Annotated in this window: 15 protein-coding genes; all 15 read left to right on the top strand. The window is 65.1% G+C overall.

Annotation, left to right across the window (positions count from 1 at the left end; all coding sequences use genetic code 11):
* Positions 1 to 11: 11 nt before the first annotated feature.
* The 15 genes from QQL85_RS21285 to QQL85_RS21355 all read left to right on the top strand — a co-directional run bounded on the left by QQL85_RS21285 (position 12) and on the right by QQL85_RS21355 (position 12,085).
* The gene (locus QQL85_RS21285; RefSeq protein ID WP_284356213.1) at positions 12 to 1,538 is read left to right on the top strand and encodes a cytochrome c/ABC transporter substrate-binding protein; all 1,527 of its coding nucleotides are present in this window, start codon (positions 12 to 14) and stop codon (positions 1,536 to 1,538) included.
* Between the two features lie 12 nt (positions 1,539 to 1,550).
* Positions 1,551 to 2,201 carry a SurA N-terminal domain-containing protein gene (locus QQL85_RS21290; RefSeq protein WP_284356114.1) on the top strand — a complete coding sequence of 217 codons (651 nt, stop codon included), beginning with the start codon at positions 1,551 to 1,553 and terminating at the stop codon, positions 2,199 to 2,201.
* Positions 2,202 to 2,441: 240 nt separating this feature from the next.
* A complete protein-coding gene (locus QQL85_RS21295) occupies positions 2,442 to 2,975 on the top strand; it encodes a response regulator (RefSeq protein WP_177410296.1) in 534 nt (177 codons plus the stop codon).
* A gap of 60 nt (positions 2,976 to 3,035) precedes the next feature.
* Complete coding sequence (locus QQL85_RS21300; RefSeq protein ID WP_284356113.1) at positions 3,036 to 4,814, top strand: GspE/PulE family protein; 1,779 nt, start codon at positions 3,036 to 3,038, stop codon at positions 4,812 to 4,814.
* The gene (locus QQL85_RS21305; protein ID WP_284356112.1) at positions 4,798 to 5,577 is read left to right on the top strand and encodes a hypothetical protein; all 780 of its coding nucleotides are present in this window, start codon (positions 4,798 to 4,800) and stop codon (positions 5,575 to 5,577) included. Before QQL85_RS21300 ends, QQL85_RS21305 begins: the two co-directional genes overlap by 17 nt.
* Position 5,578: 1 nt before the next feature.
* Positions 5,579 to 6,121, top strand: a complete 543-nt coding sequence (locus QQL85_RS21310; RefSeq protein WP_284356111.1) for a pilus assembly protein — start codon at positions 5,579 to 5,581, stop codon at positions 6,119 to 6,121.
* The gene (gene pilO / locus QQL85_RS21315; protein WP_284356110.1) at positions 6,108 to 6,668 is read left to right on the top strand and encodes a type 4a pilus biogenesis protein PilO; all 561 of its coding nucleotides are present in this window, start codon (positions 6,108 to 6,110) and stop codon (positions 6,666 to 6,668) included. Before QQL85_RS21310 ends, pilO begins: the two co-directional genes overlap by 14 nt.
* Positions 6,668 to 7,177, top strand: a complete 510-nt coding sequence (locus QQL85_RS21320; RefSeq protein WP_284356109.1) for a hypothetical protein — start codon at positions 6,668 to 6,670, stop codon at positions 7,175 to 7,177. The genes pilO and QQL85_RS21320 overlap by 1 nt, the downstream gene beginning before the upstream one ends.
* Positions 7,174 to 9,039 (top strand): secretin N-terminal domain-containing protein, encoded by a 1,866-nt coding sequence (locus QQL85_RS21325; protein WP_284356108.1) that lies wholly within the window; start codon positions 7,174 to 7,176, stop codon positions 9,037 to 9,039. The genes QQL85_RS21320 and QQL85_RS21325 overlap by 4 nt, the downstream gene beginning before the upstream one ends.
* Positions 9,036 to 9,515, top strand: coding sequence for a type II secretion system protein (locus QQL85_RS21330; RefSeq protein WP_016713966.1), 480 nt, complete (start codon positions 9,036 to 9,038; stop codon positions 9,513 to 9,515). Before QQL85_RS21325 ends, QQL85_RS21330 begins: the two co-directional genes overlap by 4 nt.
* Before the next feature lie 5 nt (positions 9,516 to 9,520).
* The gene (locus tag QQL85_RS21335) at positions 9,521 to 9,895 is read left to right on the top strand and encodes a type II secretion system protein (RefSeq protein ID WP_284356107.1); all 375 of its coding nucleotides are present in this window, start codon (positions 9,521 to 9,523) and stop codon (positions 9,893 to 9,895) included.
* Positions 9,870 to 10,397, top strand: coding sequence for a type II secretion system protein (locus QQL85_RS21340; protein ID WP_284356106.1), 528 nt, complete (start codon positions 9,870 to 9,872; stop codon positions 10,395 to 10,397). Before QQL85_RS21335 ends, QQL85_RS21340 begins: the two co-directional genes overlap by 26 nt.
* Positions 10,394 to 10,789: a curli production assembly/transport protein CsgE gene (csgE, locus tag QQL85_RS21345; protein ID WP_284356105.1), complete on the top strand. Its 396-nt coding sequence runs from the start codon at positions 10,394 to 10,396 to the stop codon at positions 10,787 to 10,789. Before QQL85_RS21340 ends, csgE begins: the two co-directional genes overlap by 4 nt.
* The gene (locus QQL85_RS21350) at positions 10,786 to 11,199 is read left to right on the top strand and encodes a curli assembly protein CsgF (RefSeq protein WP_016487339.1); all 414 of its coding nucleotides are present in this window, start codon (positions 10,786 to 10,788) and stop codon (positions 11,197 to 11,199) included. Before csgE ends, QQL85_RS21350 begins: the two co-directional genes overlap by 4 nt.
* Positions 11,200 to 11,233: 34 nt before the next feature.
* Complete coding sequence (locus QQL85_RS21355) at positions 11,234 to 12,085, top strand: CsgG/HfaB family protein (protein ID WP_284356104.1); 852 nt, start codon at positions 11,234 to 11,236, stop codon at positions 12,083 to 12,085.
* The last annotated feature ends 323 nt before the right edge of the window (positions 12,086 to 12,408 follow it).

The raw sequence follows: 12,408 nt of genomic DNA on the forward strand, positions 1-12,408 counted from the left end.
CCTGGGCTGGCATGAGCACTGCAAAAGTTAGGGTGTTGCTCATCAGCATCAGCCTCTGCGGTTCAGCCCTGGCCCTTGACCTGACCGACCACGAGCTAGCCGGCAAACGCCTCTACCGCGAGGGCGTCTCCAGCAGTGACGCGCAACTGCAAGCCCGGGTTGGCGCCAGTGGCATGACCGTGCCCGCTAGCGTGCTGCCTTGCGCCAGCTGCCACGGCAACGACGGCCGTGGCCGCGCGGAAGGTGGCGTACGCCCGCCCAGCCTCGACTGGCAGCGCCTGGCTTTCGGCCAGGGCGCACGCGAAGCCAACGGCCGCAGCTACCCGGCCTACACCGACAGCAGCATCGCCCGGGCCATCCAGCATGGCGTGGACCCGGCCGGCAACCGCCTGGACCCGGCCATGCCGCGCTTCGAGCTGACCCTGGCCGACCAGCGCAACCTTACCGCCTACCTCAAGCGCCTGGCCGAGGAACGCGACCCTGGTGTAGAGGAGGGCGTGCTGCGCCTGGGCACCTTGCTGCCAGCGAGTGGCCCGCTGGCCGAAGCCGGGCAGGTGGTACATGCCGTGCTGGAAGACGGGGTGGCGCAACTCAACCAGCAAGGTGGCATACACGGGCGCCGCCTGGAGCTGGTGGTGCTTGACCCGGGCGCCGACTCCGCCAGTGCCGAACACGCCTTGCAGCAATTGCTGCAGCAGGCGCGCGTGTTTGCCCTGGTCTCGCCGTTGGCACCCATGCTCGACCAACGCCTGGCAACCTTGCTGGCGCCGCAGAACGTGCCCCTGATCGGCAGCACGCCGCGTACAGGTGGCAGCCTACAGATTTTCGACCCGTTGCCTGGCCTGCCCGTGCAATTGCTTAGCCTGGCAGGCCATGCGCGTGCGGCGTTGGGCTTAGCCCCAGGCGAGCTGCGCGTGGTATATGCCGGCAACGAACAGGCAGCGTTGGCTGAGCAGGTACATGAGCGCCTGCAGCAGCAAGGCTGGGCGCCACCTGCCATCCAGGCCTTCGACGGCCAGGCCGTGGAAGGGCAGGGCATCGTCTTCCTTGGCCGCGCACAAGCCTTTGCCGAATTGGCAGCCGCGTTGCAGGCGGCAGGCCGTCAGCCCTACCTGTTCGCCGCTTCCAGCCAGGTGGCCGGGGCGGTGGCGCGCTTGCCCGAGCAATGGTCGCAACGGGTGTTCCTGGCCTATCCCTATGTGCCTGAGGACTGGACCGAGCAGGGGTTGGCGACCTTGGCCGGCCTGCAGCAGCGCCAAGGCCTGGACCCACGCCAGGCGTCGTTGCAGGTCAACACCCTGTGCGCGCTGCGGTTGTTGAGCGAAGCGTTGAAGCAGATTGGCCGTGACGCCAGCCGCGAGCAACTGATTGCAGCGCTGGAAGGCCTGCACGATGTGTCCACCGGCCTGACCCCGGCCCTGGGCTTCGGCCCAGGCCGCCGCCAGGGCATGGCTGGCGCCCATGTGGTGGCGGTGGCGCTACCTGGGCCGCGTTTCACCTCGGTCACCCCGTACCGGCCGGTGCCGGAAACCCCTTGAGCGGAGGTTGCCATGCGTATCGTGTTGTTGTGCCTGCTGTTGGTGCTGGCCAAGGCGAGCTGGGCCGATGTGCCCGCCGCGCGGGTCAATGGCGTGGAGATCGGCGTGACGCGACTGGAGCGTTACTTCAGCGAATACCTGAGCGTCCAGGGCCGCGCGCTGACCAGCATTCGCAACCCGGGCTTGTACAAGCGGCTGCGCGACCAGGCCCTGGATGAGCTGATCGACAAGGAACTGTTGTGGCAGGAGGCACGGCGCCAAGGTATCGCCATCAGCGACGACCAGGTGACGGCGCATGTAACCGAGGTGGAAGCTGCATTCGGCAGCCCGGCAATTTTCGAGCGGCGTCTGGCGGAGGCGGGCTTTGATAGGGCACAGTACACTGAATACACCCGGCAAGACATGGCAGCCCAGCAGGTGTATGCCCAGCTCAGCGCAGTCGACGCGCCGAGCCAGGTCGAAGTGGAGGCATTCTATGATGCCAACCGGGAAACACTGCAAGGAGCGCAGAACCAAAGTGATAACCCTCAGGTCATACGCGAGCAGGGCCTGGTCTTGGCCAGGGCAGCGCTCATCGGCAAACGAGAGGCGGATGCGCGCCGGTCCGTACGCCAACGTTTGCGCGATACCGCTAACGTGGAGGTCGCTGACCGAGATCCCTGATGGCGCTTCCCCCAATGCTGGGGAATTAAGGTTTGGCAATGTGCCATCAGTTTCCCCGCTTGTGGGGAACCGGGCGGGTGCGCCTGCCCGCAGCGTTTCGGGTGTGGGTAAGCCCCCTTTGCAGATCAAAGACTTACAGCGGTGCAACATGACTATTCACGCCTGGCACGAAGCCTGCTCAAGCCTGTACAAGGGCGCACTTCGCAGACCGGGTAACCGGGCAGTACTTGGGAGTCGACCTTGGTGAACAGAGTATTGGTAGTCGATGACGAACAGACCCTTGCGCAAAACCTGCAAGCGTATTTGCAGGCGCAAGGCCTGGAAGTTCATGTTGCCCACGACGGTGCCAGTGGTATCGAACAGGCTGCAAGCCTGGCACCGCAAGTGATCGTGCTGGATTACCGCTTGCCCGATATGGAGGGTTTTCAGGTTCTGGAGGCCGTACGCAAGAACAGGCAGTGCCATTTCGTGCTGATTACCGCCCACCCCACTGTCGAAGTGCGTGAGCGGGCCGCCGAACTCGGTGTGAGCCATGTCCTGTTCAAGCCGTTCCCACTGGTGGAACTGGCACGTGCGATCTTCGACCTGATGGGCATCGAGCGCCGGCGCAGGGCCACGGACAACCCGGCTGAAGGGTTCGTCGAACGACGCCAGAACAGGAACGAATCGTTCCCCCTGCAGTTGTACGATGGAAGCTGGGTGTTGGCCGACCGCCGCCGTAATGGCGCCAAGCCGCCAGGGCCCGACGACGATCAACTGCTCACAGGGGAATAGCGGCGCCCGCACCCCTGGCCGAGCCAGCCTGCGACGCGCCCCTGAGCGGAGTCGCAGGCCATGCCAGACGCATTCGATGCAACCCGGGATCTGCAACAGCCTGCACCGGCCTCTTCGCGGGCATGCCCGCTCCCACAGGATTACGCTGTACCTGTAGGAGCGGGTTTACCCGCGAAGCATCCAGCACCATTCTCAGCCTACCCCCGTGACCTGCTGGCCCAGGCCCGTCTGCAAGCCAGCGACGAGCGCCTGCTCAACTGCCTGGAACGTCTGGCCTGCGACAGCCCTGACACCTTCACCCGCCGCCTCGGCCTGACCCTGCATTACCCGGTGCTGGACAGCCACAGCCTGCTGGCCAGCACCCCGCGCTTCGACAAGGTGGCCCTGGCCCAGTGCCTGAAACGCGAATTCGTGCTGATCGAGCAGGGCGGCCAACTGCTGGGCGTGTTCGCCGACCCGTTCGACCACACCCGCCTGGCCTGGATCGACGATGTGCTGCAAGGCGCGCCACTCTACCTGGCCCACGCCGCTGAACTGGCCACCTTTCTGGCCCGCCACGAAGAAAGCTTCCACGCCGTCGATGCCCTCGACCACGATGCCGAGGCCAGCAGCGAAGGCGACCCGCTGCAACGCCTGTCGCTGGCCAGCATCAGCGAAGACCAGAGCCGCGTGGTCAAGCTGGTCAACTCCACCCTGTACGACGCCCTCAAGCTGCACGCCAGCGACATCCACCTGGGCATGACTGGCCAGGGCCTGACCATCAAGTACCGCATCGACGGCGTGCTCAACGGCGCTGGCAAGGCCAGTGGCAGCGCGTTTGCCGACCAGGTGATCTCGCGCATCAAGGTCATGGCCGAACTGGACATCGGTGAAAAGCGCGTCCCCCAGGACGGTCGCTTCAAGGTCGCCGTGGGTGACCGGCAAATCGACTTCCGCGTATCGATCATGCCCAGCATTTTTGGCGAAGACGCCGTGCTGCGGGTGCTCGACAAGCAGGACTTGTCCGACCGGGTCAGCGGCGTGCAGTTGCAGGCCCTGGGCTTTGCCGACGAAACCCTGCGCGCCCTGCGCCGGCTGGCCGCCGAGCCCTACGGCATGATCCTGGTCACCGGCCCCACCGGCAGCGGCAAGACCACCACCCTGTACGCCATGATCAGCGAGATCAACCACGGCGTGGACAAGATCATCACCATCGAAGACCCGGTCGAGTACCAGTTGCCCGGCGTGCTGCAGATCCCGGTGAACGAGAAAAAGGGCCTGACCTTCGCGCGTGGCCTGCGCTCGATCCTGCGCCACGACCCGGACAAGATCCTGGTGGGTGAAATCCGCGACCCGGACACCGCACAGATCGCCGTGCAGTCGGCGCTGACCGGCCACCTGGTGTTCACCACCATCCACGCCAACAACGTGTTCGACGTGATCGGCCGTTTCAGCCAGATGCAGGTCGACCCCTACAGCTTCGTTTCCGCACTGAACGCGGTGCTGGCCCAGCGCCTGATCCGCCTGGCCTGCCCGCACTGCGCCACGCCCTGTGACGTGGATGATGACACCCTGTATGGCTCGGGCCTGACCCGCGAAGGCGTGGCCGGCTGGAAATTCGTCCGCGTGCAGGGCTGCGGCCAGTGCCGGGGCAGTGGCTTCCGCGGCCGCAGCGCGATCGCTGAACTGCTGCACCTGGACGACGACCTGCGGCAGATGATCGTCGAGCGCCGCCCCCTGTCGCAAATCAAGACTCTCGCCTGCCAGCGCGGCCTGCGCCTGCTGCGAGCTTCGGCCCTGGACCTGGTCCGCGATGGCCGTACCACCCTTGAGGAGATCAACCGTGTCACATTCATCTGATCGTTTCTGTGCCGTGCTCGGCGCCGAGGGTGTCGGCTTGGGTTGCTGGCACAAACACCAGCACCAGTGGCTGGGCAGCCGCGAGTTTACTTGCGATGCCGCCCAACCAGCCTGGGAAGCCGCCGTCGACGCGCTGGCCGCGCTGCTGGCCGAGCATGCCGTGCGGGGGGCCCAGTTGCGGGTGCTGCTGTCAGCCCGCTACAGCCGCTTCTGCCTGGTGCCCTGGAGTGATGCCATCGGCCACCCGCGCGAGCTGGACGCCTATGCCCGGGCCTGCTTCGAAAACCTCTACGGGCAGCCGCTGGACGATTGGCGCATCGTGTTGTCGCCTGAGCCTGCCGGTGCCGCCCGCATCGCCACGGCGCTGCCCGATGCCCTGCTGCAACGGTTGCAGGGGCTGGGCCGGGAAAGCCGCCTGAGCCTGCGCTCGGTGCAGCCGTACCTGATGGCCGCTTACAACCGCTGCTCGTCACAACTGGGGCAGGGTGACTTCCTGTTCGTCCTGGCCGAACCACGTCGCAGCGTGCTGCTGCTGGCCGCTGGCGGCGCTTGGCAGCAAGTGCTCGCGCAAGGCTGTGCCGACAGTGACCAGGCCCTGCAAGCGCTGATCGAGCGCACCTGCGAGCTGTATGGCGAGCACCTGCCCCGGGTGTACCTGCATGCCCCAGGCCGGGGCGACGTGCCGCAGCTGGCGGCGGTGCAGCTGTGCCAGCCGGCCAGCGAAGCCGACCCGTTGTGCGCCATGTGGCGGGCGGTGGCCTGACATGCGCCGCCTCGAACTGGAATTTCAACCCCGGCGCAGCGGCCCGTTGGCCTGGTCGCTGCTGGCCTTGGGCAGTGCCGTGGTCGCAGGCCTGGTACTGCTTCAGTACACCTTGCAAAACGAACAGGTAGAGCTGGAAGACAGCGTGCACAGCCTGGAGCTGCAACTGGGACGCCGTCCGGCCACTGCCGCCCCGCAAAGCACGGCCGCCAGCCGTGAGCAGGCCGAGCGCCTGGCGCAGATGCGCAGTGTGTCGCAGCAACTGCAACGCCCATGGCAGCAGTTGTTCAGCATGCTCGAAGCCATGCCGCAGGACGACGTGGCGTTGCTTGGCCTGACCCCGGATGCGCGCAAGGGCCAGGTACGCATCGCCGCCGAAGCACGCAACCTGGAAGCGATGCTGCAGTACCACCAGCGGCTGGAAGCCAGCGACGAGCTCAGCGATGTGTCGCTGCTCAACCACGAGGTGCTGGCCGCGCAGCCTGAGCACCCGGTGCGCTTCACCCTCACCGCGACCTGGGAGACTGGCCATGCGCGCCCTTGAGCTGAACAGCCTGATCCTCCAGGAGCGCCTGCGTCGTCTCGGCCCGGTCGGCCTGGCGACGGTGGCTGTAGGCGTACTGGCAGTGGGCGTGGTGTGCGCCGGCGTGCTCCCGCAGTGGCAGAGCGTGCGTGAGCTGCGCGCCACCGAAGCGGATGCCAGCGTGCAAGTGGAGCGGGTCAAGCGTGGCGAATTGAAAATCGCCGTCAAGCCTGAGCAGCAGGCGCTCGACAGCCTGCGCCAGCAACTGCCGGGGCAGCCCCAGGCCAGCGAGCTGATCGAGCGCCTGTACCACCTGGCCAGTGCCGAGCACATCAGCCTGGCCCGTGGCGAGTATGCCCTGGGCATCGACCCCAAGACCCAGCTGGCGCGCTACCAGATCGTGCTGCCGGTGCGCGGCAGCTACCCGCAGATTCGCGGCTTCCTCAAAGGCCTGCTCAAGCAACTGCCGACCCTGGTGCTGGAAGACCTCGAACTGCAACGCAAACGCATCGGCGATAGCGAGCTGAATGCCCGCCTGCGCATGACCCTTTACCTGTCGAGGTCGTGATGAACACACAACGTGCAGTCATCTGGGCCGGCTTCCTCGGGGTGAGCGCGGCGTTGGCCTGGGCACCGGGGCACTGGTTCGGCCAGGACGACGGCGTCGCGGCCTTCGCGGGCAAGCCCGCTCCCACAGGTTCGGCGGCGTCCACAGATCCTGTGGGAGCGGGCTTGCCCGCGAAAGGGCCGGAGCAGGCTTCCCGCGATCTGTTCCCTACCCAGCAATGGACCAAACCCCAGGCCCTGGCCACCGTCACCGAACAGCCCGTCGTCGCCGCGCCAGTCGTAGCCGCTGCACCGACCGCCCCTGAGCTTCCGTTCCAGTTCATCGGCCGCATGGGTACCAACGACGACCTGCAAATCTTTCTGCAGAGCGGCGAAAAACTCTACGTCGTGCGCCAGGGCGACGTGATCGAAGACACCTACCGCCTCGATCGGGTATCGGCCGAAGAGCTGAGCCTGGTCTACCTGCCTTTGCATCAGTCGCAGACTTTGTCTGTAGGGAGCGCACCATGAAGTCGTCAAAGCTGTGCAAGCCTGCTCCGTTCCTGCTTTTGGCGTTGTGCGTGGCCATAGCCGGTTGCGGTTCCAGTGCGGTACGCAAGGACAGCGACCAGTTGATGAAGGAGGGCCAGTACGAAGCCGGCATCGCCCGCCTGGAAGAAGCCCTGCGCGATGACCCGCGCGACACCGAGCTGAACATCTCTCTGGCCCACAGCCGCCAGGCAGCGGTCGAGGCGCTGATTACCCAGGCTGACGCGGACCGCATACGCCACGACTTCGCCAGCGCCCGCATGGGCTACGGCCGGGTGCTGACCCTGGAACCGAACAACCGCCGCGCCCAGGAAGGCATCCGTCAACTGGAGCTGATCCGCACCCTCGACGAGCGCGTGGCCCTGGGCCAGGCAGCGTTGCGCCAGGGCGACCTGTTCGGCGCCGAGCGCTACATGCGTGAAGTGCTGCGCCTGGACCCGCAAAACCAGAAGGGCATTACCCTGCGCAGCGACATCGAGAACGTCCAGGCGCGCACCGCACAGCCGTACCCGCAGCTGCGCAGCAAGCTGGAGCGGCCGGTCACCCTGGAATTTCGCGATGCCAACCTGAAGACCATCTTCGAGGTGCTGTCCCAGGTCGCCGGCATCAACTTCATCTTCGACAAGGACATGCGTCCGGACATGAAAGCCACCATCTTCGTGCGTGAAGTGCGCATCGAGGACGCCGTGGCGTTGCTGCTGGAGCAGAACCAGCTGCGGCAGAAGATCGTCAACGACAACACCGTGATGGTTTACCCCGACTCGCCACAGAAGACCAAGGATTACCAGGAATTGGTCATGCGCACCTTCTACCTGACCAGTATCGATGCCAACACTGCGCTGAACATGGTCAAGACCATGCTCAAGACCCGCGACGTGTTCGTTGACGAGCGCCTCAACACCCTGACCATGCGTGACACCCCGGACGCCGTGCGCATGGCCGAGAAGCTGCTGCAGTCGCAGGACCAGTCCAACCCCGAGGTGGTGCTGGAAGTGGAAGTGATGGAAGTGGCCACCTCGCGCATCCTCGACCTTGGCCTGCAATGGCCCAACACCTTTGGCGTGTTGAGTAACGATGGCAAGCCGGTCAGCGTGCTGGACCAGTTGAAGGGCATCGACTCTAGCCGCATCAGCATTTCGCCGGCACCACAGGCCAAGATCAATGCCCAGGACAAGGACATCAACACCCTGGCCAGCCCGGTGATCCGCGTCAGCAACCGTGAGCAGGCACGCATCCACATCGGCCAGCGGGTACCGATCATCAGCGCCACTTCGGTGCCATCTACCCAGGGCCCGGTGATCACTGAAAGCGTCACCTACCTGGACGTCGGCCTGAAGCTTGAAGTGCAGCCCACCGTGCACCTGAACAACGAAGTGGCGATCAAGGTTGCGCTTGAAGTGAGCAACGCCACCCCGCTGGAGGCCACCCGCCAAGGCACCATCCCGGTCCAGGTGGACACCCGCAACGCCCAGACCAGCCTGCGCCTGCACGATGGCGAAACCCAGGTGCTGGCCGGCCTGGTGCGCAACGACCACAACGCCAGCGGCAACAAGATCCCGTGGCTTGGCGACATCCCTGGCCTGGGCCGGTTGTTCGGCAGCAACAAAGATGACATGAGCAAGAGCGAACTGGTGCTGGCGATCACCCCGCGCATCGTGCGTAACCTGCCGTACCAGAGCCCGTCGGACATGGAGTTTTCCACCGGTACCGAGTCGGCCATGCAGGTACGCCAGATGGCGCCCCTGCCACCGATGGACGTACCCGGCAATGCACCGACCACCGACACGCCAGTGGTGGACAGCCAGATGGCGGTCGCCCCGGCCAACGGGAGCCCACGCCCATGAAAGCGCAGCGCCGCATGCAGGGCTTCAGCCTGATCGAGGTGGTGCTGACCCTGGCACTGCTCGGGCTGCTGGCCAGCATGGCTGCACCGCTGACCGAAACCGTGGTGCGCCGTGGCAAGGAGCAGCAGCTGCGCGAGGCGCTGTATCAGATTCGCGATGCCATCGACGCCTACAAGCGGGCCTTCGATGCCGGTTACATCGAGAAGCGCCTGGATGCCAGCGGCTACCCGCCGAACCTGCAAGTGCTGGTGGATGGCGTGCGCGACGTGCGCAGTGCCAAGGGCGCCAAGTTCTACTTCCTGCGGCGCATCCCGCACGACCCGCTGGTGGCGGCCAAGGACAGGGACGAAGGCGCCTGGGGGCTGCGCGCCTACGACAGCAGCCCCGACAACCCGCGCGAAGGCGAAGACGTGTTCGATGTGTACTCAAAGGCCCGCGGCAAAGGCCTCAACAACATCCCTTACGGGCAATGGTGACAGCCATGAAACGCAGCAAAGGCTTCACCCTGATCGAACTGCTGGTGGTGATGGCGATCATCGCCACGCTGCTGACCATCGCCATGCCGCGCTACTTCAACAGCCTGGAGAGCTCCCGCGAAGCCACCCTGCGCCAGAGCCTGGCGGTGCTGCGCGAGGCGCTGGACCACTACTACGGCGACACCGGGCACTACCCGGATTCGCTGGAGCAGTTGGTAGAGCAGCGCTACCTGCGCAACACCCCGGTCGACCCGATCACCGAGCGCAGCGATGCCTGGCAACTGGTGCCACCGCCCGAAGGCGTGGTCGGCGGTGTGGCCGATATCAAGAGCGGTGCCACAGGGAGGGCGCGTGATGGCAGCCTCTTCGCTGAATGGTAAGGCCAACGGCGGCTTCACCTACCTGGGCGTGCTCTTGCTGATTGCAGTCAGCAGCGTGGCCTTGGCCGCCACCGGCACGATCTGGGCCAGCGCCGCCCAGCGCGACCGTGAACGCCAACTGCTGTGGGTGGGCAGCCAGTACGCCCAGGCTCTGCGCAGCTACTACCGCGCCTCGCCGGGCATGGCCCAGTACCCGCAGGACCTGGCCGACTTGCTGCAGGACAACCGCTTTCCGCAGGCCAAGCGGCACATTCGCAGGCTGTACCCCGACCCCATCACCAACGGCGACGAGTGGGGCCTGCTGCGTTCGATCGACGGCCGCATCACCGGTGTGCACAGCCGCTCGGACGCCACCCCGTTCAAGCGCAGTGGCTTCAGCGCCGAGTGGACCGGTTTCGAAGGGCTGGAACACTACAGCGACTGGCAGTTCGTCGCCGAGCAGGCCTTCACCGAAGGCGCCGACGGCGTGCAGACCCACAGCGGCCCGGGAGACACGCCATGAATACCCTGGCGGCGCTGTGCCTGAGCACGCTGCTGGTGTTGGCCACTTCGGCCAAGGCCGCAAGCGAGGACGAGATGCAGGGCTTCATCGTCGACAACACCATCTCGCACATCGGCCACGACTTTTACTACTACTTCGCCGACCGCCTGCGGGCCACCAGCCGCCTGGACTTCAATCTGGTGGTGCGCGAACGCCCGGATGCGCGCTGGGGCAGCCTGGTCACCGTTGAGTTCGAACGTGAGGTCATGTACCGCCGCTTCCTGCCACCGAACACCACCGAGCTCAAAGACGAGGCCGTTGCAGCCGCCGACCTGGTCAAGCAGCAGATCATTCAACGCAAGCTGCAACGCCTGCTACAGGACACCACCGACTTGGAGAGGGACGAGCTATGAACCACCGCATTCCACGTTGCATTGCCGCCTGCCTGCTGGCCAGCGCGTGTGCTGCCCAGGCCACCGAGCTGGTGTACACCCCGGTCAACCCGGCCTTTGGCGGCAACCCACTCAACGGCACCTGGCTGCTGAACAACGCCCAGGCGCAGAACGACTACGACGACCCCGACCTCAAGGACCGTGCCTCGGCCTTTACCGGCACCACAGCCCTGGAGCGCTTCAGCAACCAGCTGGAGTCGCGGATGTTGTCGCAGTTGCTGGACAACATCAGCAATGGCAGCACCGGCAGCATGGCGACCGATGCGTTTCTCATCGACGTCATCGACGATTCCGGGGCCTTGAGTATCAAGGTCACCGATCGCGCCACAGGAGAAATTTCGATCATTGAGGTCAGCGGCCTGAACCCCTGAGAGGGAAGGGCTTTTATGTTGGGGAGAGAACACCATGAAACGTCTGTTGAGCACGCTGCTGATCCTCACCGCCCTGGGCCTGCAAAGTGGTTGCAGCCTGCGCGAACCCATGTCGGCCGAACAGGACTCGGAAACCCCGACCCTGACCCCGCGCGCCTCCACCTACTATGACCTGATCAACATGCCACGGCCCAAAGGCCGGCTGATGGCGGTGGTGTATGGCTTTCGCGACCAGACCGGGCAGTACAAGCCCACCCCGGCCAGCTCGTTTTCCACCAGCGTCACCCAGGGGGCAGCGAGCATGCTGATGGACGCCCTGAGTGCCAGCGGCTGGTTCGTGGTGCTGGAGCGTGAAGGCCTGCAGAACTTGCTGACCGAGCGCAAGATCATCCGTGCTTCGCAGAAAAAACCGGATGTACCTGAAAACATCATGGGCGAGCTGCCACCCCTGCAAGCTGCCAACCTGATGCTGGAAGGCGGCATCATTGCCTACGACACCAACGTTCGCAGCGGCGGCGAGGGGGCTCGTTACCTGGGGATCGATATCTCCCGCGAGTACCGGGTGGACCAGGTGACCGTGAACCTGCGAGCGGTAGACGTGCGCACCGGACAGGTGCTGGCCAACGTGATGACCAGCAAGACCATCTACTCGGTCGGGCGCAGTGCCGGGGTGTTCAAGTTCATCGAGTTCAAGAAGCTGCTGGAAGCCGAGGTGGGGTACACCACCAACGAACCGGCGCAACTGTGCGTGCTGTCGGCGATCGAGTCAGCGGTGGGGCATTTGCTGGCACAGGGGATCGAGCGGCGGTTGTGGCAGGTGGCGGGGGATGCGGGGGAGGGTAAGGCTACGGTGGACAAGTATTTGAGTCAGAATCAGCAGCCGTGAATGGCCTAAGGGCCTCTTCGCGGGCGAGCCCGCGAAGAGGCCGGTGCATCTAACAGAAGTGTTACGGCAAATGCCCTCAGCTTGAAACCCTTCCCTGACCCCGGTAGTCTTTGCCCGCTGCTGTCAATCCAGCAGCCGGGTTTGGTAGCCCGCGATCAATCAAGGCGCACAAGCGCCCGCTCTGCGATACAGTTGGCGCTTTTTTGTGCCCGGCTGTTTCGTTTTATGGCGGCTGTGCGTAGGGCGCCTCTGTGCGCGCCGGTTTCCTTGATTCCCGGTCTACCAACCTGCGTACAGCCGTCACCCATTCGTTTGGTAGCGAT

This window comes from Pseudomonas putida, assembly GCF_030159595.1.
Lineage (GTDB): Bacteria > Pseudomonadota > Gammaproteobacteria > Pseudomonadales > Pseudomonadaceae > Aquipseudomonas > Aquipseudomonas putida_AC.